The sequence below is a fragment of the Amycolatopsis sp. cg9 genome (genome assembly GCF_041346945.1).
GTDB lineage: Bacteria > Actinomycetota > Actinomycetes > Mycobacteriales > Pseudonocardiaceae > Amycolatopsis.
This window is the reverse complement of the sequence record NZ_CP166850.1, coordinates 3,915,768-3,941,469: the sequence shown is the minus strand read 5'-3', so window position 1 is coordinate 3,941,469 and position 25,702 is coordinate 3,915,768. Positions and strand designations below refer to the sequence as shown.

General features: G+C 71.2%; 22 protein-coding genes. 11 read left to right on the top strand and 11 right to left on the bottom strand.

Annotated elements, in window-relative coordinates:
• Nucleotides 1-4 precede the first annotated feature (4 nt).
• The 5 genes from AB5J73_RS19020 to AB5J73_RS19000 all read right to left on the bottom strand — a co-directional run bounded on the left by AB5J73_RS19020 (nt 5) and on the right by AB5J73_RS19000 (nt 6,987).
• Nucleotides 5-967 carry an acetylxylan esterase gene (locus AB5J73_RS19020; protein WP_370971010.1) on the bottom strand — a complete coding sequence of 321 codons (963 nt, stop codon included), beginning with the start codon at nt 965-967 and terminating at the stop codon, nt 5-7.
• Nucleotides 961-3,243 carry a glycoside hydrolase N-terminal domain-containing protein gene (locus AB5J73_RS19015; RefSeq protein ID WP_370971009.1) on the bottom strand — a complete coding sequence of 761 codons (2,283 nt, stop codon included), beginning with the start codon at nt 3,241-3,243 and terminating at the stop codon, nt 961-963. The genes AB5J73_RS19020 and AB5J73_RS19015 overlap by 7 nt, the downstream gene beginning before the upstream one ends.
• Nucleotides 3,240-4,118, bottom strand: coding sequence for a carbohydrate ABC transporter permease (locus AB5J73_RS19010; protein ID WP_370971008.1), 879 nt, complete (start codon nt 4,116-4,118; stop codon nt 3,240-3,242). The genes AB5J73_RS19015 and AB5J73_RS19010 overlap by 4 nt, the downstream gene beginning before the upstream one ends.
• Nucleotides 4,119-4,127: 9 nt before the next feature.
• Nucleotides 4,128-4,934 (bottom strand): carbohydrate ABC transporter permease, encoded by an 807-nt coding sequence (locus AB5J73_RS19005; RefSeq protein WP_370971007.1) that lies wholly within the window; start codon nt 4,932-4,934, stop codon nt 4,128-4,130.
• Between the two features lie 61 nt (nt 4,935-4,995).
• The gene (locus tag AB5J73_RS19000) at nt 4,996-6,987 is read right to left on the bottom strand and encodes a CBM35 domain-containing protein (protein WP_370971006.1); all 1,992 of its coding nucleotides are present in this window, start codon (nt 6,985-6,987) and stop codon (nt 4,996-4,998) included.
• A 190-nt stretch (nt 6,988-7,177) separates the two neighbouring features.
• Between AB5J73_RS19000 and AB5J73_RS18995 the strand changes: the two genes are divergently transcribed.
• A complete protein-coding gene (locus AB5J73_RS18995; RefSeq protein WP_370971005.1) occupies nt 7,178-8,341 on the top strand; it encodes an AAA family ATPase in 1,164 nt (387 codons plus the stop codon).
• 175 nt (nt 8,342-8,516) lie between these two features.
• On the opposite strand, the gene AB5J73_RS18990 is transcribed toward AB5J73_RS18995, so the two are convergent.
• Entirely contained in the window at nt 8,517-9,518 is a 1,002-nt protein-coding gene (locus AB5J73_RS18990) for a LacI family DNA-binding transcriptional regulator (RefSeq protein WP_370971004.1), read from the bottom strand.
• A gap of 155 nt (nt 9,519-9,673) precedes the next feature.
• Between AB5J73_RS18990 and AB5J73_RS18985 the strand changes: the two genes are divergently transcribed.
• From AB5J73_RS18985 to AB5J73_RS18955, 7 genes are all read left to right on the top strand, one after another.
• On the top strand, nt 9,674-10,750 hold the full coding sequence (locus tag AB5J73_RS18985; protein ID WP_370971003.1) for an ABC transporter substrate-binding protein: 1,077 nt from the start codon (nt 9,674-9,676) through the stop codon (nt 10,748-10,750).
• Nucleotides 10,750-12,306 (top strand): sugar ABC transporter ATP-binding protein, encoded by a 1,557-nt coding sequence (locus AB5J73_RS18980; RefSeq protein WP_370971002.1) that lies wholly within the window; start codon nt 10,750-10,752, stop codon nt 12,304-12,306. Before AB5J73_RS18985 ends, AB5J73_RS18980 begins: the two co-directional genes overlap by 1 nt.
• A complete protein-coding gene (locus AB5J73_RS18975; protein ID WP_370971001.1) occupies nt 12,299-13,261 on the top strand; it encodes an ABC transporter permease in 963 nt (320 codons plus the stop codon). Before AB5J73_RS18980 ends, AB5J73_RS18975 begins: the two co-directional genes overlap by 8 nt.
• Nucleotides 13,258-14,232: an ABC transporter permease gene (locus AB5J73_RS18970; protein ID WP_370971000.1), complete on the top strand. Its 975-nt coding sequence runs from the start codon at nt 13,258-13,260 to the stop codon at nt 14,230-14,232. Before AB5J73_RS18975 ends, AB5J73_RS18970 begins: the two co-directional genes overlap by 4 nt.
• Before the next feature lie 29 nt (nt 14,233-14,261).
• Nucleotides 14,262-16,763 (top strand): LamG-like jellyroll fold domain-containing protein, encoded by a 2,502-nt coding sequence (locus AB5J73_RS18965; RefSeq protein ID WP_370970999.1) that lies wholly within the window; start codon nt 14,262-14,264, stop codon nt 16,761-16,763.
• A gap of 89 nt (nt 16,764-16,852) precedes the next feature.
• On the top strand, nt 16,853-19,237 hold the full coding sequence (locus tag AB5J73_RS18960; protein WP_370970998.1) for a DNRLRE domain-containing protein: 2,385 nt from the start codon (nt 16,853-16,855) through the stop codon (nt 19,235-19,237).
• A 151-nt stretch (nt 19,238-19,388) separates the two neighbouring features.
• Nucleotides 19,389-20,051, top strand: a complete 663-nt coding sequence (locus AB5J73_RS18955) for an epimerase (RefSeq protein WP_370970997.1) — start codon at nt 19,389-19,391, stop codon at nt 20,049-20,051.
• On the opposite strand, the gene AB5J73_RS18950 is transcribed toward AB5J73_RS18955, so the two are convergent.
• From AB5J73_RS18950 to AB5J73_RS18940, 3 genes are read right to left on the bottom strand one after another with little or no spacing between them, the layout of a single operon-like run.
• The gene (locus tag AB5J73_RS18950; protein WP_370970996.1) at nt 20,011-20,661 is read right to left on the bottom strand and encodes a TetR family transcriptional regulator; all 651 of its coding nucleotides are present in this window, start codon (nt 20,659-20,661) and stop codon (nt 20,011-20,013) included. The two genes, AB5J73_RS18955 and AB5J73_RS18950, sit on opposite strands and share 41 nt — an antisense overlap.
• 17 nt (nt 20,662-20,678) lie before the next feature.
• Nucleotides 20,679-21,101 (bottom strand): PGPGW domain-containing protein, encoded by a 423-nt coding sequence (locus tag AB5J73_RS18945; RefSeq protein WP_370970995.1) that lies wholly within the window; start codon nt 21,099-21,101, stop codon nt 20,679-20,681.
• Complete coding sequence (locus AB5J73_RS18940; protein WP_370970994.1) at nt 21,068-22,498, bottom strand: serine hydrolase domain-containing protein; 1,431 nt, start codon at nt 22,496-22,498, stop codon at nt 21,068-21,070. The genes AB5J73_RS18945 and AB5J73_RS18940 overlap by 34 nt, the downstream gene beginning before the upstream one ends.
• 143 nt (nt 22,499-22,641) lie before the next feature.
• On the opposite strand from AB5J73_RS18940, the gene AB5J73_RS18935 reads away from it, so the two are divergent.
• Genes AB5J73_RS18935 through AB5J73_RS18925 form a run of 3 tightly spaced genes read left to right on the top strand, consistent with a single transcriptional unit; the run spans nt 22,642 to nt 24,025 of the window.
• A complete protein-coding gene (locus AB5J73_RS18935) occupies nt 22,642-22,977 on the top strand; it encodes an ArsR/SmtB family transcription factor (RefSeq protein WP_370970993.1) in 336 nt (111 codons plus the stop codon).
• Nucleotides 22,974-23,429 carry an SRPBCC family protein gene (locus tag AB5J73_RS18930; protein ID WP_370970992.1) on the top strand — a complete coding sequence of 152 codons (456 nt, stop codon included), beginning with the start codon at nt 22,974-22,976 and terminating at the stop codon, nt 23,427-23,429. The genes AB5J73_RS18935 and AB5J73_RS18930 overlap by 4 nt, the downstream gene beginning before the upstream one ends.
• Nucleotides 23,426-24,025: a dihydrofolate reductase family protein gene (locus tag AB5J73_RS18925; protein ID WP_370970991.1), complete on the top strand. Its 600-nt coding sequence runs from the start codon at nt 23,426-23,428 to the stop codon at nt 24,023-24,025. The genes AB5J73_RS18930 and AB5J73_RS18925 overlap by 4 nt, the downstream gene beginning before the upstream one ends.
• On the opposite strand, the gene AB5J73_RS18920 is transcribed toward AB5J73_RS18925, so the two are convergent.
• Together AB5J73_RS18920 and AB5J73_RS18915 are read right to left on the bottom strand one after the other, a co-directional pair.
• Nucleotides 24,013-24,609 (bottom strand): FMN reductase, encoded by a 597-nt coding sequence (locus AB5J73_RS18920; protein ID WP_370970990.1) that lies wholly within the window; start codon nt 24,607-24,609, stop codon nt 24,013-24,015. The two genes, AB5J73_RS18925 and AB5J73_RS18920, sit on opposite strands and share 13 nt — an antisense overlap.
• Entirely contained in the window at nt 24,606-25,694 is a 1,089-nt protein-coding gene (locus AB5J73_RS18915; protein WP_370970989.1) for an LLM class flavin-dependent oxidoreductase, read from the bottom strand. The genes AB5J73_RS18920 and AB5J73_RS18915 overlap by 4 nt, the downstream gene beginning before the upstream one ends.
• Nucleotides 25,695-25,702 lie beyond the last annotated feature (8 nt).

The following is a 25,702-nucleotide window of genomic DNA, read 5'->3' as shown; positions in this document are numbered from 1 at the left end:
GTCATCACTCCACTGTGGATGGTTTGAGCAGCGGGCCGAACGCGTCGAGCACCGCACGCAGGTCGTCGGCTCCCCCGGCTTCGTGGCCGTTGTAGTCCCAGACGTCGATCTCCTTCGGCCCCCGGTAGGCGTGGTAGGCGCCGAACACCGTCGAGGGCGGCACGATGCCGTCCATCAGCCCGGCGCTGAACCAGGCGGGCGCCTCGGCGCGCGCGGCGAACCCGACCCCGTCGAAGTAGGCCAGCACCGCGAAGACCCGCTCGACGGCGTCGCGGTGGTCGGCCAGGTACCGCGACAGCTCGACGTACGGCCGCTCCCCCGCGATCAGGCTCGCGCGCCGGAAGTCGCACAGGAACGGGGCTTGCGCGTGCAGCGCCGCGACGTCCGGCACCAGCCCCGCGGCGGCCAGCGCGATGCCGCCGCCCTGGCTGTTGCCGAGCACCGCGACCCGCGCCGGATCGACCTGCGGGAGCGCGCGCACGGCGTCGACCGCCCGGGCCGCGTCGGTGAAGACCCGCCGGTAGACGTAGGTTTCGCGGCTCTCGATCCCGCGGGTCAGGTACCCGGGGTAGGCGGGCCCGCTGCCGGCCGGGTCCGGCGTCACCCCGCCTTGGCCGCGCACGTCGACCTGCAGGTGCGCGTACCCGGCGGACGCCCACAGCAGCTCCTGGAGAGCGCTTCCCCGGCTGCCGCCGTAGCCGTGGAACTGGACGATCGCGGGCAGCGGCTCGACGGCGCCGCGGGGCAGCCGCAGCCAGGCGCGGATCGGGTGGCCGCCGAACCCGGCGAAGGTCACGTCGAAGACGTCGAGGGTCCGCAGCGGCGTCTCGACCGGGAGCACGCGCACCCCGATGTCGTGCCCGCGCGCTTCGGTCAGCGTCGAGGCCCAGAAGGCGTCGAAGTCCGGCGGTGCCCGGTAGTCGCTGCGGTACGCCCACAGCGCGTCGCGGCCGAGGTCGGTCAGCATCGAAGTCCTTTCAGGACGGTCGACTCGCCGGTCCGCAGCGACAGCGTGGTTTCCCGGCCGCGGTAGCGCACCCGGACCGGCTCGGCCGGGTCGCCGGACAGGCGCCGGACGACCGCGTAGCGCAGTTCGCCGTCGCGCCACTCGACGTCGGCGGCGAGCCCGCCGCGGCAGCGCAGGCCGCGGGCCTCCCCGGACGGCCAGTCCGCCGGCAGCGCGGGCAGCAGCGCGAGCACGCCGTTCTGGCTCTGCACCACCAGTTCCGCGAGCCCGGCCGGGAAGCCGTAGTTGCCGTCGATCTGGAACGGCGGGTGCGTGCTGAACAGGTTGGGCAGCAGCCCGCCCCACTCGGAGCCGTCGACCGGGGCGTCGCGGTGGCGGTCGCCGGTGAACGGCTGGGTCGCCTCGCCGAGGAGTTTCCGCGCGGTCTCGCCGTCGCCGAGCCGGGCGCGCAGCGCGATCTTCCAGGCCCAGGACCAGCCCATCGCGCCCGGTCCCCGCCGGTCCAGGACCCGCCGGGCCGCTTCCACCAGTCCCGGGGTGTCGAGCTGCCCCAGCGGGTACAGCGCGACGAGGTGGGACAGGTGCCGGTGCGCCGGATCTTCTTCGGGCCGGTCTTCGGCCCACTCCCCCAGCCGCCCGTCCGGCAGCACGGGCAGCGGGCGCAGCCTCGGCAGCGCGGCCTCGATCTCGGTGCACACCGGGTCGTACACCCCGAGCGTCTCCGCGGCGGCGAGGCTCCGCTCGAACACCGCGCGGATCAGGACGAGGTCCATGGTCGCCGAATGCGTCAGCGACTCCTTCGTCCCGGCCTCGGAGAGGAACAGGTTCTCCGGCGAGGTCGACGGGCAGGTGCCGAGGAAGCCGTCGTGCTCGACCAGCCAGTCCAGGCAGAACTCGGCGCAGCCGCGCAGCAGCGGCCACGCCGTGCGCTCGAGGAAGGCCCGGTCGCGGGTGAAGTCGTAGTGGTCCCAGGCGTGCTGGACGAGCCAGGCACCGCCCATCTGCCACAGCGCCCAGGACGGGTTGCCGTGCCCCATGCCCGCCGGCAGCGCCCAGCCCCACGGGTCGGTGTTGTGGTGGGCGACCCAGCCGCGGGCGCCGTACAGCTCACGCGCGACGGCGGCGCCGGTCACCGCGAGCTTGCCGAGCAGGTCGAACAGCGGCTGGTGGCACTCGCCGAGCCCGGTCGTCTCCGCGGCCCAGTAGTTCATCTGGGTGTTGATGTTGATCGTGTAGTTCGACGACCAGGCCGGGCGGAGCTCGTCGTTCCAGATGCCCTGCAGGTTCGCGGGTGGCGCGCCGGGCCGGGACGCGCTCGCCAGGAGGTAGCGCCCGTACTGGAAGAGCACGGTCGCGGTGAGCTGTTCGTCCGCGCCCGAAAGCAGTCCGGCGACGTCGTGGGTGCCGCCGCGGCGCTCGCCGATCCTGAGCGAGGAGGCGGCGAGCAACGGCCGGAGGTCGGCTTCGTGCGCCCGGCGCAGTTCGGCCGCCCCGGTCGCGGCGGCGCGCTCGGCGAGGACGGCCGCGCGGCGCCGGTGCTCGTCCCGGGTGTGCCGGCGGTCGCCGATCCAGGCGTCGTACGCACTGGTGGAGCTGGCCAGGACGATCAAGACGCCGGACCCGGTCCGGGCGATCCGGACGGAAACCGCGCCGAACGGGTCGTAGCCCTCGGCGGTCCCGTACCGCAGCGGCTCCTCGACCTGCGGCTCGTGCCGCGGCGCCCCGTCGACCGGGATCTCGATGCCCAGGTCCAGCCCAGCGCGCGACACCTCCCGCAGCGGTGTCGACACCTCGACACCGACGTCGATCGGGCCGGACAGCGCGACGCACAGGACCTGCGCCGGCCGGCTCACCCACGTCGTGCGCTCGACGTCGTGGCCGCCGATGGTGAGCTTTTCGGTGGCGACGCCGCTGTCCAGGTCGAGGGTGCGGCCGTGCGAAATCCCGTCGGGCAGCGTCAGCCAGAGGTCCACATAGGGCAGGAACTCCTGGCTGTACCGGCCTTCGAACGCCATCAGGAGTTTCTCGGCGCGCCGGAAGTCCCGCGCGGACACGGCTTCCCGCACTTCGGCGAGCTTGTCCGGTCCGGCGTCGACGGCGGCCAGCGCGGCGGCCGGGCCGTCCGGGGTGCCGGACCACACGGTGGCGTCGTTGACCTGGATCCGCGTGCGGCCCGCGCCGCCGAAGACCATCGCGCCGAGCCGGCCGTTGCCGAGGGGCATCGCCTCGGTCCAGTCGGCGGCCGGGTGCGGCCAGGAGAGCAGGAGATCGGTCATTTCAACCCCGTGAAGCCGATGGAATCGACGAGCCGGCGGCCGAACACCACGAACAGCAGCAGCATCGGCAGCGCGGCGACGAGCGTGGCGGCCATCAGGCCGGCCCAGTCCAGCGCCGCCTGCGGCGAGGACTGCTTGAACACCGCGAGCGCCAGGGTGAGCGGGCGGACGGTGTCGTCGCTGGTGACCAGCAGCGGCCACAGGTAGTCGTTCCAGGTGGTGATGAACGTCAGCAGGGACAGCGTCGCGATCGGCGCCGCGCTCATCGGCAGCACGATCCGGAAGCAGACGCGCAGCGGCCCGGCGCCGTCGACGATCGCGGCCTCCTCGACCTCGTTGCTGAGCCCGAGCATGAACTGGCGCAGGAAGAAGATGTTGAACGCGGAGAAGAACGCCGTCGGCAGGACCATCCCGCCGAAGCTGTTGAGCAGGCCCAGGTCCTTGATCAGGACGAAGTTCGGCAGCAGCGTCAGCACCTGCGGCACCATCAGCGCGGTCAGCAGCACGGCGAACACGCCGTTGCGGCCCTTCCACCGCAGCCGCGAGAACGCGTACGCGGCGAGCGCGGAGAAGAACACCGCGCAGACGGTGAGCAGGACCGCGTAGACCACCGAGTTCCGCAGCGCGAGCAGCAGGTCGAGCGACGCCGCCGAACCGCCTTGCGCCGCGGCTTCCGCCGGGGTCGCGAGGCCGAGCGCGCGTTCGAACGCGCCGGCCGTCGTGCCGACCGGCAGCAGCGACGACGGGTCCGTCGCCATCGCGTAGTTGTTCGACAACGCGGTACGGACGATCCAGTAGAACGGGAAGATCGTGCCCACCAGGACGACCGCGAGGTACGCCCAGGCGACGACCCGGCCGGGGGAAATCCGACGCACGGGGTGCTCCTAGTCGGTGTCCGGCTCGCCCGCGCGAGCCATCCGCAGCTGGGCGAAGGTGATCGCGGCCAGCAGCACGAACAGGGCGAGGGACATGGTGGCGGCGTAGCCGAAGTCGAACTGGCCGAACGCCTTGTCGTAGATGTACATCTGCAGCACCTTCGACGCGTCCGCGGGGCCGCCCTTGGTGGTGACCTGCACGATGTCGAAGACCTGGAACGAGCTGATCACGGTCAGCACCACGACCATCACCAGGATCGGCCGCAGCAGCGGCACGGTGAGCCGCCGGAACATCTGGAGCTCGCTCGCGCCGTCGATCCGGCCGGCTTCGTACACAGTGGATGGAATGGTCTGCAGTCCGGCGAAGATCAGCACCGCGTTGTAGCCCATGGACTTCCAGACGTTGAGCCCGGCGAGCGCCGGCACCGCCCAGTCCCCGTCGCCGAAGAACAGCACCGGCTGCCCGGTGAGCTTCGTGAGCACGACGTTGACGATGCCGAGCTGCGGGTCGAGCATCCACGACCAGACCAGCGCGGTGACCACGCCGGAGATGAGGAACGGCAGGATCAGCAGCCCGCGGACGGTGGCCGGCACCGCCAGCCGGTGCAGGATCACCGCCGTCACCAGCGAAACCAGCACGCCCAGCACCACCGACAGCCCGACGAAGTAGAGCGTGACGAGCAGCGAGTGCCAGAACGTGCCGTCGGCGAACAGCTGCCGGAAGTTCCCGAGCCCGATCCAGCGCGGCGCGGTGAGGACGTGGAACTCGGTGAAGCTGAGGTAGAGCCCGCGCAGGGTCGGGTAGGCGAAGAACACCGCGAACCCGGCGAGCGCGGGGCTGATGAGCAGCCACGCGACCGGCGTGTCCCGCCGGACCCTAGACGGTGATCTTGTCGACGTCGTAGACATAGCCTGCCTGGTTGCCGATCTGGATGGTGTTGGCCCCGGCCCGCAGGTACACCGGAAGGGTCGTCGTCTGCGGCGTGTTCCAGTCGCTATCGTTGCTCCCGTCGACCGGCAGCGGGAACGAGGTGCCGTTCACCGTGACGATCCCGGTGCGGCTGGAGTCACCGTCCACGTAGGACAGCTGCAGCAGGTAGGTGCCCGCCTTGGCGACGGTCACCGCCGGCAGCACGACGTACCCGCTGCCGCCGAGGTAGCCGACCTTCTTCCCGTTGCTGCACGAGCAGTCGTAGACGGTCGCTCCGCCTTGCGGGCTGCCGTTTTCCGCCTCGTAGGCCGTGGGGCCGCCGGCGGCGGGCGTGGTCAGGCCGATCCGCTCGCTGGGCGCCGACGGCCTGCCGTACCGCGGGTTCGCCACCACCGTGAAGTCGTACGCGGTCGACGGCCGGAGACCGGTGACGGTGGCGCCCGGGCCGGTCACCGTGGTGGCCTTCCGGCCGTTCACGAAGACGTCGTAGTTCTGCGCGCCCTTCGAGGCGTCCCAGGCCAGGGAGACGCTGGTGCCGGTGGCCGCCGTGCCGTGCACGACCGCGGGCGCCTGGAGCGCGGAGCGGTCTCGCGGGGTGACCTTGAACAGCCGGGAACCGTGGGCCGGCAGGTCGGCCGAGGCGCCGCCGACGGTGCGGTGCGCCCAGAGGTCGCGGATCTCGACCGGGCCGGCGATGCCGAGCTGCGCGAAGTCCGCGGCGACACGGGCGGGCGTGGCGGCCAGGTTGAACAGCGCCACCGTGTAGCTGCCGTCGGCGTTGCGGTTGTACCAGACCTGCTGCTCGGTCGTCCGGCTCACCGGCTTGGCCGGGATCCCGGCCTGGTCGACCGCGATGACCTCGTCGTTGGTCAGCAGCTTGACGCCGTAGTCGTCGAGCTGGGTCAGGTCGTCGCCGAGGTAGAGCGGCGCGGCTTCGATCGCCCACAGCGTCAGGTAACTCTGACGCTCGGCTTCGGTGAGCCCGTCCATCTTGCCGCTGCCGACGTCGAGGGAGTCGAGGTTGTTCCAGTGCCCGGGGCCGGCGTCGGGGATCCACTGCACGACGTCGTTCCAGCGCTGCTTGACCGAGTTGTCCCAAGTCACCAGCGTGTCGCAGTAGCACTCGACGTCGGTGTCGACGCGCCACCCGTTCGTGTTGGCCGTCCAGACGTCGGCCTGGCGGTGGCTGAGCGCCCAGGAGACGACGAACTCCATCGGGCGGCCGGTCTTGGCGATCGCCTTGTGCCACGCCTCGACGTCGGTGGTGTTCGTGTAGTTCTCGCCGCCTTTGAAGGAGCCGGGGCCGACGCCGTCGAGCTTGAGGAAGTCGACGCCCCAATCGGCCAGCAGCTTCGCCACGGAGTCCACGTAGGACTGCGCGCACGGGTTCGTGAAGTCGATCTTGTAGGCGGAGTCCCAGCCGTTGGTCTTGCGCAGGTCCGGGTAGACGAGGTCGCCGGTGTGGCAGCCCGTGGTGCCCGCGATCGGCGAGATGCCGTCGTGGTAGGCCTTGAGGTCCAGGCCGACGGCCAGGTACGAGCCGAGCTTGAGGCCCTTGCGGTGGACGTAGTCGGCGACGTACTTCATGCCGTCCGGGAAGGTCGTGGGGTTGACGACCGGGCGGGCGTACTCGTCGAAGCCGTTCGACCAGCCGGCGTCGATGTTGACGTAGGTGTAGCCGTGCTGCTTGAACTTCGCGGCGAGGACGTCGGCCTGCTGGAGGACGTGGGCCTCGGTGAGCCAGCTGGCCGGGCCGGTCGGGTTGACGCCCGGGTAGTTCGTCGACTCGAGGCTCCAGCTGCTCCAGCCCAGGTAGGGCTTCTGGGCGAGGGGCTGCTGCGCTTCCGGTCCGGCTTGCGCCGCGGGGGCCGTGAGCAGGCCGGCGATCACCGTCAGTCCGGCGAGGGCACCCAGGGCCCGTCTGCCGCGTGCTGCCATGACCACTCCTTCGAGGTCGGTGGGGACTTCGTCAGACATCGGAGGACCACGGCGCGAGTTACCCGAACCATAGATCCTATAGGATCGACGGTTGCCGATTCTGGCTGCTGGGAATCGCCGGTGTCAACGCCCGGCCAGGACAAAGATCGGACGAATCTGTTTTGTCGGGGGTGGCGGTTAGGTTCGGGGCATGCTGACCACGCTGGCCGTCGAGAACTACCGTTCGCTGCGCGACCTGGTGCTGCCGCTGTCCGGCCTGACCGTCGTCACCGGCCCGAACGGCAGCGGCAAGTCGAGCCTCTACCGCGCCCTGCGCCTGCTGGCGGACGCGTCCCGCAACGGCGCGGTGGCGGCACTGGCCCGCGAAGGCGGCCTGCCGTCGACGCTGTGGGCCGGCCCGGAGACGGTCGGCCGCGCGGTGCGCGAAGGCCGTACCCCGGTCCAGGGCACGGTCCGTTCGAAGGCGGTCGGCCTCCGCCTGGGCTTCGCGGGCGACGAGTTCGGCTACGCGCTCGACCTCGGCCTGCCGGTGCCGGCCGAGTCGGTGTTCAACCTGGACCCGGAGTTCAAGCGCGAAGCGGTCTGGTCCGGCCCCGTCCTCCGGCCGGCCGCCCTGCTCGCCGACCGCGCGGGCCCGTCTGTCCGCACCCGCGTGGCGTCCGGCGCGTGGGGCGAGGACCGGTTCGAGATCCGGCCGTCCGACAGCATGCTGAGCGAGTTCGCGGACCCGCGTGCGTGCCCGGAACTGCTGGTCCTGCGCGAGCGCATCCGATCATGGCGCTTCTACGACCACTTCCGCACGGACGCCGCGGCCCCGGCCCGCCAATCCCGCATCGGCACCCGCACGTTCGTCCTGTCCCACGACGGCGCCGACCTGGCGGCGGCGTTGCAGACGATCATCGAGGTGGGCCACGCCGCGGACCTGGAGTCCGTCGTGGACGCGGCCTTCCCGGGCTCACGCCTCTCGGTGGCCCAGGCCGACGGCACGTTGTCGCTCCGCTTCCACCAGCACGGGTTGCTGCGCCCCCTGTCGGCGGCGGAGCTTTCGGACGGAACGCTGCGCTACCTGCTGTGGGTGGCGGCCCTGCTGACCCCGCGGCCACCGGAGCTGCTGGTGCTGAACGAACCGGAGACGAGCCTCCACCCGGACCTCCTCCCGGCGTTGGCGGTGTTGATCGCCACCGCGGCGAAGGAGACCCAGGTGGTGGTGGTTTCCCACGCGGCCTCCCTGATCCGGGCCTTGTCCGAGGTGGCGGAGGTGGGGACGGTGGAGCTGGAGAAGGAGTGCGGGGAGACGAAACTGGTGGGACAGGGCCGGCTGGACCGCCCTTCATGGCACTGGCCGGCCCGCTGACGGCGCACGCCGATGCGTTCCGCGCCCGGCAAAGGTCTTGAATGAGTCATTCAGGTCACCGGAGGTCCTGAATGACTCATTCAAGACAGCGGGTTCCGCCGCAAGCGAGTGCGGAACCCGCCGGGTCGAGACGGGCCCAACGGCCCAACCGCCCGCCGGCGGCACCGGCACCACGTCAGCGGCCGCGGGTGCTTTCCCGGATCTCCAGCGCGAACGGTGTCTGGATGTCCTGCGCCGGCTGCGCCTTGTCCCCCGTGATCCGCCGGTGCACCAGGTCGATCGCCGCCTCGGCCAGTGCCGTCTTGTCCGGGGCGATCGTCGTCAACGACGGGAGGGAAAACGCGCTCTCCTCATTGTTGTCGAAGCCCACGATGGCCACGTCCTCCGGTACCCGCAGCCCCAGCTCCGCCACCGCGCGCATCGCGCCGATCGCCAGCAGGTCGTTGAAGCAGAACACCGCGTCGGGCGGCGACGGCAAGCCCAGCAGCGCCTTCATCGCCGCCGATCCCACCGAGCGGTGCCACTTCTCGGCGGGCGCCACCAAGGTGTCCGAATAGGACAGACCGGCGGCGGACAGCGCCTCCCGGTAGCCCGCCAGACGCTGCGAAGACGTCCCACGCGCGGGATTGCGCCCGATCGCCGCGATCCGCGTCCGGCCCAGGGAAGTCAGGTGGGACACCGCCGTGCGGGCGGCCAGGACGTTGTCGATCGCCACGTGGTCGATCGGTACGTCCACCGCGTGCTCGCCCAGCATCACCAGCGGGATCTCGCCCGGGGACGGGAAGTCCGCCGCCTCCAGGGCTTCCGGGTGCACCAGCGCGCCGTCGACCAGGTGCGGGCCCAGTGACGCCAGCGTCTCGCGCTCGCGGGACCGCGTGCCCTGCGTCTGTTCGATCAGGACGCTCCACCCGCGCTTCTGGGCGGCCGTGATGACCAGGCCGGCCAGCTCGCCGAAGTACGGGATGGACAGCTCCGGCACCATCAGCGCCAGGAACCCCGTGCGGCCGCGGCGCAGGTTCCGCGCCCCGACGTTGGGCCGGTACCCCGTCGCCGCCAGTGCTTCCTCCACCCGCCGCCGGTTTTCCGGCTTGACGAAGGCGTAGCCGTTCACCACGTTCGACACCGTCTTCACCGACACTCCGGCGAGCGTGGCGACGTCTTTGAGCGTCACGGTCACGGGCGGCTCCTTCTCAGGTGGTGAGCACGCAGCATAGCGATAATTTGCCGGTTTACAACGTTGTTCCAACGATGTAAAAAGTACCTCAAGGCTCCCGCGGTGACTCCGATCACCCCGGTGAGCGGGCCACCACCGTCGCTGCCCGAGGAGTCACCGTGCCGCTGTCCACCCGTCCCCTCCTGGTCGTCGCCACCGCGGCCGCCGCCGCGCTCACGCTCACCTCCTGCACCAGCCGGGAAGAGACCCCGGCCGCCCCCGCCAGCGGCGGCGGCCCCGCCGCGAGCGCCCAGTCCGTCGCGCCGAGCGCCGACGGCTGCACGCTCGAAAAGACCGGCTACCCCAAGGTCGACCTCAAGACCGCGGTCGTGGGTTTCTCCCAGTCCGAAAAGGAAGCCAACCCGTTCCGGATCGCCGAGACGCAGTCCATCAAGGACGAAGCCGCCAAGCTCGGCATCGCGAGCGACAAGCTGCTCGTCACCAACGCCCAGAGCGACCTCAACAAGCAGATCAGCGACATCAAGTCGATGCTCGACCGCGGCGCCCAGCTGCTCGTCGTCGCGCCGCTGAACTCCGACGGCCTCCAGCCGGCGCTCGACGCCGCCAAGGCCAAGAAGGTCCCGGTCGTCACCATCGACCGCAAGGTGACGTCGCAGCCGTGCACGGACTACCTGACCTTCATCGGCTCCAACTTCGTCGAGCAGGGCAAGCGCGCCGCGCAGGAGATGGCGCGGGTCACCGGCGGCACCGGCAAGGTCGCGATCCTGCTCGGCGCGTCCGGCAACAACGTCACCACCGACCGCACCTCCGGCTTCAAGGACGAGTTGGCCAAGACGGCCGGGCTGTCCGTGGTCGCCGAGCAGACCGGCGAGTTCGACCGCTCCAAGGGCCAGGCCGTGATGGAGCAGCTCATCCAGAGCCACCCGGACATCACCGCGGTGTACGCCGAGAACGACGAGATGGGCGTCGGCGCGGTCAACGCGCTCAAGACCGCGGGCAAGACGCCGGGCAAGGACGTCAAGGTCGTCTCGATCGACGGCACCCGCAACGCCGTGCAGCTCATCGCCGACGGCAGCTACAACGCCGTGATCGAGTCCAACCCGCGCTTCGGCCCGCTGGCCTTCCAGACGCTGCAGAAGTTCGAGAGCGGCGAGGCGATCCCGGCCAGCATCGTGATCACCGACGACCAGTACGACGAGACCAACGCGTCGCAGAAGGTCGGGAACGCGTACTGATGACGGCAGCCACCGAAGAGGACGTCGCCATGACGACCGCACCGGTGCTCGAGGTGGCCGGGGTGACCAAGCGGTTCCCCGGCACCCTCGCGCTCGACGACGTCAGCTTCGCGCTGCGGCCGGGCGAGGTGCACGCGCTGGTCGGCGAGAACGGCGCCGGCAAGTCCACGCTGATCAAGGTGCTCACCGGCGTCTACCAGCCCGACGAGGGCGAGGTGCGCCACCTCGGCGAGCCGGTGGCGTTCAAGCGCCCGATCGACGCGCAACGCGCCGGGATCTCCACGATCTACCAGGAGGTCAACCTCGTCCCGCTGATGAGCATCGCCGGCAACGTCTTCCTCGGCCGCGAGCCGCGCACCAAGGCGGGGCTCGTCGACTGGTCGAAGATGTACGCCGACGCCCGCGAGCTGCTCAAGGGCTACGGCATCGACGACGACGTCAAGCGCCCGCTGCACACCCTGGGCGTCGGCGCGCAGCAGATGGTCGCGCTCGCCCGCGCGGTCTCGACCGACGCCAAGGTCGTCATCATGGACGAACCGACGTCGTCGCTCGAGCCGCGCGAGGTCGAGACGCTCTTCGAGGTGCTGCACCGGTTGCACGCCGAAGGCATCGCGATCGTCTACGTCAGCCACCGGATGGACGAGCTGTACCGGGTCTGCGAAAGCGTCACCGTGCTGCGCGACGGCCGAGTCGTCCACAGTGGACCGCTCAAGGACCTGCCGCGCATCGAGCTCGTGTCCAAGATGCTCGGCCGGGAGATCAAGCAGATCCGCGAAGAGGGCGTCACGGCGTTCGGCGAGGAGCACGACGTCGAGCGCGAACCGCTGCTCAAGGCGGAGCACCTGTCCGGCCTGCGCAAGCTGCACGACGTTTCGGTGAGCATCCGGCCCGGCGAGGTCGTCGGCCTCGCCGGCCTGCTCGGCTCCGGCCGCAGCGAGACCGCGCGGGCCATCGTCGGGGCGTTCCCCCTCGACGGCGGTTCCGTGCTGCTGGCCGGGAAACCGCTCAAGAAGGGCAAGATCAAGGCCGCCATGCGGGCCGGGATCGCGCTGCTGGCCGAAGACCGCAAGTCCGACGGGATCATCCCGAACCTGTCCGTGCGCGAGAACATCGTGCTCGCCGCGCTGCCGACGCTCTCGCCGTTCGGCATCGTCAGCAAGGCCAAGCAGGACAAGGTCGTCAAGATCTTCATGGACCGCCTGCGGATCAAGGCCGCGAGCCCGGAGCAGAAGGTGTCCGAGCTGTCCGGCGGCAACCAGCAGAAGGTACTGCTCGCCCGCTGGCTCGCCACCGGCCCGAAGATCCTGCTCCTCGACGAACCGACGCGCGGCATCGACGTCGGCGCCAAGGCCGAAGTCCAGGCGCTGATCGACGAACTCGCGCAGGAAGGGCTCGGCGTGCTGCTCATCTCGTCCGAACTGGAAGAGCTGATCGACGGCTCCGACCGCGTGGTCGTGCTGCGCGACGGCTCGGTCGTCGGCGAGCTGACCGGCGACCGCATCACCGAGGAGAACGTCTTGACCGCGATCGCAGCCGAGGCTGACAACGATGTCTAGCGCCACCCTGACCAAGACTCCCGACCGCGCGAAAGTCACGGCGTGGCTGCAGAACTACGGCGTCTACCTGGCCGTCGTCGTGCTGCTGCTGTTCAACGTGGCCTTCACCGAGAACTTCCTGTCCGCGGCCAACTTCCGCACCCAGCTGGTGCAGGCGGCGCCGGTCTGCATCGTCGCGCTCGGCATGGCGCTGGTGATCGGCACCGAGGGCATCGACCTGTCGGTCGGCTCGGTGATGTCGATCGCCGCCGCGCTCATCCCGCTCTACCTCGGCGCGGGCCCGCTGATGGCGATCATCGTCGCCGTCATCGCCGGGATCGTGTCCGGCCTGTTCAGCGGGTACCTGGTGGCGTACCTGGGGATCCAGCCGATCATCGCGACCCTGGCGCTGCTCGTCGGCGGGCGGGGGCTCGCGCTGGTCATCGCCCACGGCCAGCTCGTGCAGGTGCGCAACCCGGACTTCCTGGAGCTGGGTACCGGGGACGTCCTCGGCGTGCCGATCATGGTGATCGTCGCGGGCGTGCTCGCCGTGCTGGCGGGGCTGGTCGTGCAGCGCACGACGTTCGGCAGGCACCTGGTCGCGACCGGCGGCAACCGCGCCGCGAGCACCCTGGCCGGGCTGCCGGTCAAGCGCGTGCTCATCAGCGTCTACGTGATTTCCGGGGCACTGGCGGCGATCGCCGGCGTACTGGCGACGTCGCGGCTGGGCGCGAGCGATCCGAGCGACGTCGGCCTGCTGATGGAGCTGTCCGCGATCACCGCGGTCGTCGTCGGCGGCACGCCGCTGACCGGCGGCCGGGTCCGCGTGCTCGGCACCGTGTTCGGCGCACTGCTCATGCAGCTCGTCCAGGCCACCCTGATCAAGCACAACCTGCCCGACTCCACCGCGCAGATGGTCCAGGCGGCCATCATCGTCGTCGCGGTCTACGTCGCGCGTGAGCGGAGCAGCCGATGACCGCGACCCAGACCCAGGCCCGCAACGCGGCGTTCGCGGGTGTCCTGCAGCGCCAGGGCGCGGCCGTCGTGCTCGTGCTCGGCCTCGCCGCGTCGTGGTTCGCGTTCCCGCACTTCGGCACCGCGGACAACCTGCGCAGCCTGGTGCTGCAAGGGTCGTTCCTCGCGGTGATCGCGCTGGGCATGACGTTCGTGATCATCTCCGGCGGCATCGACCTGTCGGTCGGCTCGAACTACGCGCTCGGCGGCGTCCTGGCCGCGTGGGGCGCGCAGTACGGCATCTTCGTCGCGATCCTGCTGCCGCTGGCCGTGTGTTCCCTGATCGGGCTGGTCAACGGCCTGCTCATCGCGCGCACCGGGATGGCGCCGTTCATCGTGACGCTGGCGTCGCTCCTGTTCGCCAGGGGGCTGCTGCTCGCACTGACGTCCGAAGGCGCGACGACGTACAAAGTGGACCCCGGCTCGGCGTTCCTCTGGCTGGGCCAGGGCACGATCTTCGGCGTCGGCGTCCCGGTGTACCTGACGCTGATCCTGTTCGCGCTCGGCGGGCTCCTGCTGCGCCGCACCCGGTTCGGCCAGTCGGTGTTCGCCATCGGCGGTGCCGAGCAGTCCGCGCTGCTGATGGGCCTGCCGGTGGCCCGCACCAAGATCAGCCTCTACACGCTCAGCGGCGCGCTGGCCGGGTTCGCGGGCGTGCTCACCGCCGCGTACCTGCAGTCCGGCGTCACGGTGATCGGCGTCGGCACCGAACTGGACGCGATCTCCGTCGTCGTCATCGGCGGCACGCTGCTCACCGGCGGCGCCGGGACCATCATCGGCACGCTCGTCGGCGTGCTGCTGCGCACGCTCATCCAGAACGTCATCAACCAGATCGGCACCCTCGACTCCAACTACCAGACGGTGGTGAGCGGGGCCTTCCTGCTCGTCGTCGTGGTGATCCAGCGCCTGCTGGCGCGTTCCCGAACCCGCTGAGCCCCGTCCCCCCTCAGGAGGTCTCAACGATGTTCCGCCCGGCCCGAAAATCCCGGAGATGGCTGACCGCCGCCGCGGCGTTCGCCGTCGCGGTCGCCGGCCTCGGCACCGCACCCGCGGCGAGCGCCGCCGACGCACCCCAGTGGCAACGGCTCACCCCGCCGCTGTCGACGCCCTGGACGAAGGACGTCTCGCCCACGAACGCCCTCCCCGACTACCCGCGACCCCAGCTGACGCGCGACAAGTGGCAGAACCTCAACGGCGTCTGGGAGTTCGCCAAGGCGACCCCGGGTGAGGCCGCCCCGGTCGGCAAGACGCTCGGCGAGCGGATCCTCGTGCCGTACCCGGTCGAGTCCGCGCTGTCCGGGATCATGCGCCACGAAACGAACATGTGGTACCGCCGCACGTTCGAGGTCCCGAAGACCTGGCAGGTCGGCAAGGGCGGCCAGCGGCTCCTGCTGCACTTCCAGGCCGTCGACTACGACGCCACGGTGATCGTCAACGGCAAGACCGTCGGCCGCCACACCGGCGGCTACGACGCCTGGTCCGTCGACGTCACCGACGCGCTGACCACGGCGAAGTCCCAGGAAGTCGTCGTCGGCGTCGCCGACCCGAACGACCAGGGCGGGCAGCCGATCGGCAAGCAGCGCCGGCCCGGCGACGGCATCTTCTACACGCCGTCGTCCGGCATCTGGCAGACCGTGTGGCTGGAGCCGGTGGCGTCCGCGCGGATCGACCGGCTCGACGTCACCCCCGACGTCGCGAGCGGGTCGGTCACGGTGAACGCCGTGGTCGGCGGCCCGGTGAAGCAGCGCGTCGAGGCCGTCGCCTACGACCACGGCCGCCCGGTCGGGCGGGTGTCCGGCGACGCGAACAAGCCGTTGAAGCTCAAGGTGGACCGGCCGCACCTGTGGTCGCCGGACGACCCGTTCCTCTACGACCTGCGCGTGAAGCTGTCGGGCGGGGACGAGGTCGGTTCGTACTTCGGCATCCGGTCGATCGGCGTCGGCAAGACCGCCGACGGCAAGCAGCGGATGCTGCTGAACGGCAAGTTCGTCATGCAGGTCGGCCCGCTCGACCAGGGCTTCTGGCCGGACGGCATCTACACCGCGCCGACCGACGCGGCGCTGAAGTTCGACCTGGAGCAGGAGAAGGCGCTCGGCTTCAACATGGTGCGCAAGCACATCAAGGTCGAGCCGGACCGCTGGTACTACTACGCCGACAAGCTCGGGTTGCTGGTGTGGCAGGACATGCCGGCGATGAAGGACGACGTCGAGCCGACCGCGGCTTCGCGCGTCAACTACGAGTCCGAGATGAAGCGGATGATCGACCAGCACCGCAGCTTCCCGTCGATCGTCACCTGGGTGCCGTTCAACGAGGGCTGGGGCGACTACGAAGTCGGCCGGATCGCCGACGAGGTCAAGTCCTGGGATCCCTCGCGGCTCGTCAACGCCGAGTCCGGCGTCAACTGCTGCCGGTCCGAACCGGACAGCGGCAAGGGCGACATCTACGACGACCACACCTACACCGGGCCCGGCACGCCGATGCAGGCCGGGACGCGCGCGGCGGTCGACGGCGAGTACGGCGGCCTCGGCCTCAAGGTCGCCGGGCACGAGTTCGACCCGGCGGGCAGCTTCGCCTACGAGATGGAGCCCGACAGCGCGACGCTGACCCGGCGCTACGGCGAACTCCAGCAGCGCCTGCTGCTGGTCGCCCAGCGGTGCGGCGTTTCGGCCGGCGTCTACACGCAGACCACCGACGTCGAGAAGGAGGTCAACGGCTTCTTCACCTACGACCGGCAGGTGAAGAAGATGGACTTCGCGGCGGTCCGCGCGGCGAACCTGGCCGTCATCAAGGGTGCGACGGGAGCGCCCGTCACGTCCGGGCCTCCGGTACCCGCGGGCACGCCGGGCATCGACGGCATCGCGGCCTACGGGTTCGACGAGAACACCGGCACGACGGCCGCGGACTCGGTCGGCGACCACGACGCCACGCTCGTCGGCGGCGCGTCCTGGACGGCGGGCAAGAGCGGTTCGGCGCTGGCGGTGAACGGGTCGGGCCAGTACGCCGACACGGGTGCCGCGCTGGTGAACACCGAAGGCAGCTACAGCGCGGCGGCGTGGGTGAAGTTCAACGCCCTCGGCGACGGCTTCCAGACCGTGGTGAGCCAGGACGGCGACAGCACCAGCGCGTTCTTCCTGCAGTACTCCGGTCAGGACCACCGGCTCGCGATGAGCTTCGTGGGCACGCGGGCCCTGGCGCCCACGGCCCCGGAAGCGAACCGCTGGTACCACGTCGTCGGCGTCCGTGACGCCGCCGCTGGAACGCTGAAGCTGTACGTCGACGGTCAGCTGGCGGCCACGAAGAGCGTCTGCCTCGGCGACAGTTCGACGGGCCACACGGTGATCGGCCGCGGCAAGTACGGCGGCAACCCGGTCGACTACCTCAACGGCGCCGTGGACCAGGTCCACGTCTACGACCGGGCGCTGTCCGACGCGGACGTGAGCGCGTTGTACAGCAGCGGGAAGTAAGGCAACCGGAAGCACTGCCTGGGCGTGTTCGGCCCGGGAGACCGCGATCGCGGTTTCCCGGGCCACACGTTTTCCAGGGGGTGAGCCGTTTGGGCTCTCGAAGATGGTCCCTGCCCGCCAGAGCGGGCGTTCTCGTCCTCGGCACGACGCTGGTCGCAGCCGGGACCGCGGTGCTCGCCGCGACTCCGGCCGCCGCCACCTCGAGCACGACGATCGCGGCGTCGTCGTGGGCTTACGTCGACTCGGCGGTACCGAAGGCGAGTTTCGTCGACCCGGCCGGGAACGCGCCGGTCGGCGCGCACACCTACGCCGGCGGCACCGGCCACGTCGCCAAGTCCTACGTCACGTTCGACATCTCGGCGCTGCGGGGGAACCGCCTGCAGTCGGCCTACCTCAGCACCGGCGAAACCGCGGTCACCGACTGCTCCCACCCGCGTTCGACGGAACTGTGGCTGACCGCACCGGCCAAGAAGCCGACGTGGAACAGCCAGCCCGCGGAGCTGCTCAAGGTGGACGGCCCGTACCTCGACTCGTCGTGCCCCTCGGACCAGCTGACCTGGACGGCCACCGCGGCGGTCCAGAACGCGCTCGACGCCGGGCGGACGACGGCGACGTTCGTCCTGCGGCTGCCCGAAGAGCAGCAGAACGACCCCGCGTTCGGCCGCGAGTACGCCCCGAAGGCGAAGCTGTCCTTCAGCTACGACCGGCCGCCGGGCAAACCGGCCGGGCTGAGCGTCACCTACCAGGCGTGCACGTCGAAGCCCGTCGTCGTCTCGAGGCAGGTGGTACTGGGCGCCAAGGTGTCCGACCCCGACGACGCGTACCTGAGCGCGGAGTTCGCCTTCTGGCCCGCCGACCACCCGGACCAGCGCACGACCGTGGGCAACCTCGGCGGCAGCGCCGGTGAGCCGTGGGCCGAGGTGAGCTCGCTCGTCACCGAAGGCGTCACCTACGCCTGGCAGGTGCGGGGCAAGGACGGCAGCGGGTCCACCGGACCGTGGAGCGCGGTCTGCAAGTTCACCACCGACTTCACCGCGCCCGCGGCGGCGCCGGTGATCACTTCCACCGACTACGCCGCCCAGGCGCCGCCGGGAGCCGGGGGCACCGGCGTGCCCGGGACGTTCGTCTTCGACGCGAAGGGTGACACCGACGTCGTCGGCTTCGAGTGGGACGGCGGCTACGTGGCCGCCGACCGGCGCGGCGGCAAGGCCACGGTCCGCTACGCGCCGACGAGCGACGGGCCGGTGGGCATCGGTGCCACGTCCGTCGACGCGGCGGGCAACCGTTCCCCGTCGGGCGGTTACCGTTTCTGGGTCGCGTCCAACCAGCCCGGGGTGACCTGCACGCCGTTCGACGACTGGGTCGGGGTGCCGCGGACGTGCACCTTCTCGCCGCGCGGCGCCACCCCGGTGACCGGCTACACCTACCACCTGGACAACCGGCCGGAGGAGACCGTGCCGGCCGGGGCGGACGGCAAGGCCACCGTCACGGTCACGCCGTCCGATCCGCAGTTCACCCGGCTGAACGTCGCCGTGCGGGCCCGGCTCGCCACCGGCTACCTGACCGCGGAAACCACCACCCAGGTGGTCAGCGAGCCCGGTGAGCCCGAGGTCGAGTCGCTCACCGAGAACCCGGCCCAGAGCCTGCCCGCGCAGTTCCGGGTGCGCGCCGTCCTGCCCGGGTCCGTTTCGCTGACCTACCACTGGAACGACGAGCCGCTGGTGACGGTGCCGCTCGACGCGGACGGCACCGCGACCGTGACGGTCACGCCGACGACGTCGCCGTTCGGTTCGTTCTACGGCTACACGACGACCGAGGCGGGCCAGCACTCCGGCTGGGGCGGCCTGGACGTTTCGGTCGCGTCGAACAAGCCGAAGGTGACGAGCGCCGAGTACCCCGAAGACGGCGGCACGTCCGGCGCGGTCGGCGTCCCGGGGACGTTCGTGTTCTCCTCACCCGTCCCGGGTGCGGTGAGCTATTCGTACGAGTTCAGCGGCGGCCCCGCGGGCACGGTGGCCGCGGGACCGGACGGCACCGCGAGCGTCGTCTTCACGCCGACGGTGCCGTACACCAACGGCATCTTCGTGACCACGAAGTTCGCCGACGGCACGGTCTCCGAACAGGGCGGCTACTGGTTCTACGTCAGCTACTCGGCGCCGCGGTTCTCCTGCGACGTCCCCGGCTGGTCGGTGGCACCGGGGCAGCACATCCAGTGCACCCTGACGCCGGTGCAGGCGAACCTCGCCTCCTACGGCTACGCGCTGGGCACGGGACCGGAGACGACGGTCGCACCGGGTGCGGACGGCTCGGCCACGATCGGCTTCGAGGTTCCCGCCGACCAGCCGAGCGGCTCGTACCTGCAGCTGCGGCTGTGGAGCACGAACACCGCCGGCACCCGCACGGAGGAGACCGGGACCAGCTTCTACGTCTACGTGAACACCGGCACGTCGGCCCGGACCGCACGGGCCGTCTGAGCCGACCGTGACGGCCACCCGCCGTGGTGGCCGTCACGGTCGGCCTGGAGCGTCCCGCACCCGGCGGTCTACTGTGGATTCCCGAGGGCGCCGAACGCGACCTTCACGGCCGAGAAGGTCTTCGCCGAGAGGGGCTGCCGGTGACGAGCGCATGAGGGTCGTCCTGTTCGGCGCGACCGGGATGGTCGGCCAGGGTGTGCTGCGGGAATGCCTGCGCGACGAGCGGGTCGAGGCGGTGCTGGCGGTCGGCCGGTCGCCGGTCGGCACCGGCCACCCGAAGCTGCGCGAGGTCGTCGAGGAGGACCTGTTCGCCCTCGACCCGATCACCGGGTACGACACGTGCTTCTTCTGCCTCGGGGTGTCGTCGGTGGGCGTGGCGCCGGAGGAGTACGAGCGGATCACCTACCAGCTCACCCTTTCGGTGGCCCGCAAGCTCCCGGACGACACCACTTTCGTGTACGTCTCGGGCGCGAGCACCGACAGCACCGAACGCGGCCGCGTGCGCTGGGCCCGCGTCAAGGGCGCGACGGAGAACGCGCTGGCGCGGCTGCCGCTGCGGACGTTCGCCTTCCGCCCGGGCTACATCCAGCCGCTGCACGGCATTACGTCGAAGACCCCGCTGTACCGCGTGCTCTACCGCGTCGCGATGCCGCTGTACCCGCTGCTGCGGCGGGCCTTCCCGCGCGCGGTCACGACCACCGAGGACATCGGGCTCGCGATGCTGGCGGTGGCTTCGTCGGGGTACGAGAAGCCGATCCTGGAGAACGCCGACATCACCGCCCTCGCGCGACGAGACCGGCCAGCAGGTTCGTGAGGTTCTCCGCCACCACGGCCTCGAACCCCGGCGCGCCCCCGGTCTCGGCCGTCGCCAGCGCCACCGCCTCCGTCGGGTTCGCGTAGGGCCACGCCCCCGAGACCACGACCACGACGGACCGGGCGAACACCCGGGCCGCCTCCGCCGACAGGTCCGGCACCGCGGCGCGGACCAGCGACGCCAGCCGTTCGAGGTTCGCGGCCGCGCGGTGCTTGAAGCCGCGGGCGAAGTCCACCGAGATGTTGCGTTCCAGCACCGGGGCCATCGCGCTGATCAACTCGCACAGCAGGCGGCGCCCGGCCAGCGTGGCGGCGATCGTCCCGGCGATCCGCTCTTCTCGCGCGAACGGCGGGCCCGGCGGCTGCCCGAAGGTCAGGTCGTCGAGCCACGCCGTCCACGAACTGTCGAGGACCTCGAGGAAGATCGCCTCGCGGCTGTCGAAGTAGCGGAGCACATTGGACTTCGCGAGCCCGACGTGGCACGCCAGCTCCCGCAGGCTGACCTCGGCGACCGGCCGCTGCGCGAGCAGCTCCCGGGCGGCGGCGAGGATCGCGGTGCGGCGCGCCTCGATCTGCTCGGGACGGCGGGCGCGCTGGAATCCGGCGCTCATGGCGCCGACGGTACCGCTCAGTCGGCGCGGGCGGCCGGTTCCGCCCGGCGCGACTTCACCCGGCGGTAGCTCCAGATCAGCAGCGCGAACAGGATCAGCGACGACAGGATCAGGCTCGACCCGGTGCTCCAGCCGCTGAACGGCAGCGACTTCACGGTGCCCCAGACGATCCCCGCCGCCAGCAGCGCCAGCCCGGCCAGCACCGAGCCGGCGATCCGCAGCGGCGAGGAGACGCTGTCCTCGGCCGCCTTCATCGCGCGGTCGCGGACCGGGTCGACGTACTTCTCGAGCGCCGGGAACTCCGAGGCGAGCACCAGCAGCCCGGCGAGCACCAGGAGCAGCCCCGGCCCGGGCAGGACGAGCAGCACCACCCCGACCACCAGCAGGACCGCGCCCGCCGAGGCGATCAGGACGCGCTTGGCCTGTTTGCCGATGCCCACCGGTGCTCTCCCCTCGTTTCGCCCGATTCTTCCTGGTTACGGGCTCGCGTGCCACTCACGAGGGCGGATACCCGCGCGACGGCCACCGCAACACCGGCTGCGGCGATCACCCCGAGCGCGATCACCAGCCCGGGCCAGACGTAGAGCACCTGGGCGAAGGTCCCCTGCCGCCCCGCGAACACCACGCCCAGCAGCCGCGGCAGGAACGCGAGCAAGACGAGCGGCAGCAACGGCGGTGCCACCCGCCACCACCGGGGCTTCCGCCGGGCCCGCCGGACCCCCGCCACGGCGAGTCCCACCGCGAGCAGCGCCACGGCGCCGAGCACCCGGTCGGCGAGCACCCCGGCGGGCAGGGAGACCTCCGGCGAACCGCCCGACAGCAGGCTGGCGAGCCCCTGGGCCAGCAGCTCCGCCTCGTTGTCCACGGCCATGCCCGCGTTCGCCACGACGGCGATGCCGTAGCCGCCGGGCAGCAGCACCTGCGCCGCCGTGTGGGAGAACCAGTCGCCGGTGTGGGAGACCCGGCCGTCCCGGACCGCCCAGCCCAGCGCGTAGTCGCGGCCGGGGGCGGGGGTGTGCGCGAGCGCGGCCGAGGCCGGCGAGACGACGCCACCGCCGTCGCGCTGGGCGATCAGCCACCTCGCCAGGTCCGCCGCGGTGGTCAGGACGCCGTGGCTGCCGCCGGTGAACCAGTCCGGTTCGGACACCGGGACCTCGATCCCGAACGCCCGGACGTACCCGGTGGTCCCGGCCGGCGGCGCGTCCACGGTGGTGCTCGCCGTCATCCCGAGCGGCCCGAACACCCCGGTGCGCAGGTACTCCGCGAACGGCTGCCCGGCCACCACCTCGACGATCCGGGCGGCCACCTCGTAGTTCGGGTTGTGGTAGTGGAACTCGGCTCCCGGTTCACCCGCCAGTGGCGCGTCACGCAGCCGGGTGACCGCTTCGGCGAGGGTGTGCGGCTGCGCCAATTTCAGGTCCGGGAACGCGGAGTCGGCCATCCCGGACGTCTGGTCCAGCAGCATCCGGACGGTGATCCGGGTGCCCCGCGGGTCGGCGAGCCGGAAGTCCGGGAGGTAGCGGGTGACCGGCTCGTCGAGCCCGACGCGGCCGGCTTCGGCCAGCCGGAGCACCGCGAACGCCGTCATCGACTTGCTCACCGACGCGATCGGCAGCCGGGTCGCCGCGGTGACCGGCGCCCCCGCGGCGTCGTGGCCGTAGCCCGCGACGCGGACGACGTCACCGCCCCGGGTGACGGCGACCGCGGCACCGGGCAGGCCGGTGTGGTCGAGGTGGGCGCGGACGTAGCCGTCGACGTCCGGCGGCGGAGCAGCGGCTGCCGCCGGGGTCGCGGTGGCGAGCAGCAGAGCCGCGAGCACGAGGAAAAGCCTGGTCATGCGGGTCAACTTAAGGAGCGGACGCCCTTCGCCACCGCTGCCGGACGACGTCGGAGACCCCCTACTTTCGGCAGGTCCTTGACCGCCGCGGCACCCCGTGTCATAGTCAACACATCGGTTGATAAACAGATTGGTTGATAAAAATGTCGCTTGAAGAGGAGGGACTGGACCGGGCGTTCACCGCGCTCGGCGACCCGGTGCGCCGGGCGCTCGTCGCCCGGCTCTCCCGCGGCGAAGCGACGGTCAACGAGCTGGCCGAGCCCTTCGAGATCACCAAGCAGGCGATCTCGCGGCACATCCAGGTGCTGGAGCAGGCCGGGCTGATCACGCGCAGCCGCGACGGCCAGCGCCGGCCGTGCCACCTCGTGCCCGCCGCCCTCGAAGCGCTCACCGGCTGGATCGACACCTACCGGCTGGCCACCGAACGCACCTACCGGCGGCTCGACGCCGTCCTGGAAACCCTGGAGGAAGAGCAATGAGCACCACCATCACCGCGCAGCCCGGCACCCCGTTCATCGAGATCACCCGCGAGTTCGCGGCCTCGCCGGACAAGGTCCTGCGCGCCCACACCGACCCGGAGCTCGTCGTCCGCTGGCTCGGCCCGCGGGGCATGGAGATGGAGCTCCTCGAGTTCGACGCCCGCTCGGGCGGCGGCTACCACTACGTCCACCGCGACGACCGAGGCGAATACCGCTTCCGCGGCGTCTACCACACGGTGAGCGCCGACCGGATCATCCAGACCTTCGAGTTCGAGGGCGCGCCCGGCGAGGTCTGCCTGGAGTCGATGACCCTGATCGACCTCGGCGGCCGCACGCGGATCGAGGGCCGCTCGGTGTTCCCGTCGGTCGAAGCCCGCGACGCGGCGGTGGCGAGCGGCATGGAAAACGGGATCACGCAGTCGTACGAGCGCCTCGACGAGGTGCTCGCGTGACGACGGTGGCGAGCTTCTGCATGTCGCTCGACGGCTTCGTGGCGCGGCCCGACGACAGCGTCGGACCGCTCTTCGACTGGTACACCGCCGGTGACGTCGAGCTGCCGATGGTCGGCTACCCGATCACGTTCCGCGTCGCGGCGTCGAGCGCGGGCTACCTGCGAGAACTGCTGGATTCGGCGCGCCACAGCGCGTTCGTCTGCGGCCGCCGGGTGTTCGAGCACACCCACGGCTGGGGCGGGAACCCGCCCGGCGGCGGGAAGGCGTTCGTCGTCACGCACCGGCCGCCACCGCCGGACTGGTCCGCGGAGAACCTGGCGCCGTTCACGTTCGTCGGCGACGTCGGCACCGCGATCGAGCGCGCGAAGGCGGCCGGGAACGGCGACGTCGGGGTCTCGGGGCCGGACATCGCCCGGCAGTGCCTGCGCCTGGGCCTGCTGGACGAGGTGCGGATCGACCTCGTCCCGGTGTTCCTCGGCGAGGGCGTGCGCTACTTCGACGACCTCGGCGACACCGGCGCCGAACTCGAACGCGTCGAGGTCGTCGCCGGCGACGGCGTCACCCACCTGCGGTACCGGGTGCACTACCCGTCCTGAGTGGACACTTCCGCCAAGAGCTGATCGAAGGGCACGAAGTCCGGTTCGGCGACGGCCGCGGGGCGCCCCGCGGCCAGCGAAGCCAGCTCCGCGCCGGCCTTCTCGACCCGCCGCTGCAGCGCGCCTTCGCCGCCGCCCCAGTCGGACGAAGCCGCGTACACGCCCGTCGCGACCGGGTCCGCCTTCAGGTAGCCGAAGAGCGGGCGCAGCTGGTAGTCGAGCACCAGCGAGTGCCGCTCGGTGCCCCCGGTCGCGCCGAGCAGCACCGGCTTGCCCACCAGCGAATCCGCGTCGAGCACGTCGAAGAACGACTTGAACAGGCCGCTGTAGCCCGCCGTGAACACCGGGGTCACCGCGATCAGCGCGTCGGCGCCGGTCACCGCGTCGATCGCCGCGCGCAGCTCCGGGCTCGGGAAGCCGGTGAGCAGGTTCTTCGTGACGTCGAGCGCGATGTCGCGCAGTTCGACGACGGTCACGGAGACCGGCTCCCCGGCCGCGGCGACGGTCGCCGCGGCCAGCCGGTCGGCCAGCAGCCGGGTCGACGAGGGCACCGACAGCCCCGCCGTCACCACCGCGAGCTTCATGCCTCGCTCCCGACCAGCGCCGCGGCCTTCAGGGACTCGTGGGTCGGGGCGTCCGGGACGTGGGCCGGGCGCAGCGCGTCGAGTTCCTTGCGCAGCACCGGGACGACGTGCTCGCCGAGCAGGTCGAGCTGCTCCAGCACGGTCTTCAGCGGCAGGCCGGCGTGGTCCATCAGGAACAGCTGGCGCTGGTAGTCGCCGAAGTGCTCGCGGAAGGTCAGCGTCTTGTCGATGACCTCCTGCGGGCTGCCGACGGTCAGCGGCGTCTGGTCGGTGAACTCCTCCAGCGACGGGCCGTGCCCGTACACCGGCGCGTTGTCGAAGTACGGCCGGAACTCGTTCCAGGCGTCCTGCGACTTCGGCCGGATGAACGCCTGGCCGCCGAGCCCGACGATGGCCTGGTCGGCCTGGCCGTGCCCGTAGTGCTCGAAGCGCTGCCGGTAGAAGGCGATCAGCTGCTGGAAGTGCTCCTTCGGCCAGAAGATGTGGTTGGCGAAGAAGCCGTCGCCGTAGTAGGCCGCCTGCTCGGCGATCTCCGGGCTGCGGATCGAACCGTGCCAGACGAACGGCGGGACGTCGTCGAGCGGGCGCGGCGTCGAGGTGAAGCCCTGCAGCGGGGTGCGGAACTTGCCCTGCCAGTCCACGACGTCCTCGCGCCAGAGCTTGCGCAGCAGCGCGTAGTTCTCGATGGCCAGCGGGATGCCCTGGCGGATGTCCTGGCCGAACCACGGGTAGACCGGGCCGGTGTTGCCGCGGCCCATCATGAGGTCGACGCGGCCGTCGGCGAGGTGCTGCAGCATCGCGAAGTCCTCGGCGATCTTCACCGGGTCGTTCGTGGTGATCAGCGTCGTCGACGTCGACAGGACGATCTTGGACGTCTGCGCCGCGATGTGGCCCAGCATCGTCGTGGGCGACGACGGCACGAACGGCGGGTTGTGGTGCTCGCCGGTCGCGAAGACGTCGAGCCCGACCTCCTCCGCCTTGAGCGCGATCCGGACCATCGCCTTGATCCGCTCGTGTTCCGTCGGCGTGCTGCCGTTCGTGGGATCGGTCGTGACGTCGCCCACCGTGAAGATTCCGAACTGCATGACCTGCT

Excerpts from the sequence above, each read along its gene's own strand:
- AB5J73_RS18970 (WP_370971000.1), top strand. The coding sequence starts at position 13,258 with ATGACCGCGACCCAGACCCAGGCCCGCAACGCGGCGTTCGCGGGTGTC.
- AB5J73_RS19015 (WP_370971009.1), bottom strand. The coding sequence starts at position 3,243 with ATGACCGATCTCCTGCTCTCCTGGCCGCACCCGGCCGCCGACTGGACC.
- AB5J73_RS18955 (WP_370970997.1), top strand. The coding sequence starts at position 19,389 with ATGAGGGTCGTCCTGTTCGGCGCGACCGGGATGGTCGGCCAGGGTGTG.
- AB5J73_RS18950 (WP_370970996.1), bottom strand. The coding sequence starts at position 20,661 with ATGAGCGCCGGATTCCAGCGCGCCCGCCGTCCCGAGCAGATCGAGGCG.
- AB5J73_RS18995 (WP_370971005.1), top strand. The coding sequence starts at position 7,178 with ATGCTGACCACGCTGGCCGTCGAGAACTACCGTTCGCTGCGCGACCTG.
- AB5J73_RS18920 (WP_370970990.1), bottom strand. The coding sequence starts at position 24,609 with ATGAAGCTCGCGGTGGTGACGGCGGGGCTGTCGGTGCCCTCGTCGACC.
- AB5J73_RS18930 (WP_370970992.1), top strand. The coding sequence starts at position 22,974 with ATGAGCACCACCATCACCGCGCAGCCCGGCACCCCGTTCATCGAGATC.
- AB5J73_RS18975 (WP_370971001.1), top strand. The coding sequence starts at position 12,299 with ATGTCTAGCGCCACCCTGACCAAGACTCCCGACCGCGCGAAAGTCACG.
- AB5J73_RS19020 (WP_370971010.1), bottom strand. The coding sequence starts at position 967 with ATGCTGACCGACCTCGGCCGCGACGCGCTGTGGGCGTACCGCAGCGAC.
- AB5J73_RS18980 (WP_370971002.1), top strand. The coding sequence starts at position 10,750 with ATGACGGCAGCCACCGAAGAGGACGTCGCCATGACGACCGCACCGGTG.
- AB5J73_RS18940 (WP_370970994.1), bottom strand. The coding sequence starts at position 22,498 with ATGACCAGGCTTTTCCTCGTGCTCGCGGCTCTGCTGCTCGCCACCGCG.
- AB5J73_RS18915 (WP_370970989.1), bottom strand. The coding sequence starts at position 25,694 with ATGCAGTTCGGAATCTTCACGGTGGGCGACGTCACGACCGATCCCACG.
- AB5J73_RS18965 (WP_370970999.1), top strand. The coding sequence starts at position 14,262 with ATGTTCCGCCCGGCCCGAAAATCCCGGAGATGGCTGACCGCCGCCGCG.
- AB5J73_RS19000 (WP_370971006.1), bottom strand. The coding sequence starts at position 6,987 with ATGGCAGCACGCGGCAGACGGGCCCTGGGTGCCCTCGCCGGACTGACG.
- AB5J73_RS18935 (WP_370970993.1), top strand. The coding sequence starts at position 22,642 with ATGTCGCTTGAAGAGGAGGGACTGGACCGGGCGTTCACCGCGCTCGGC.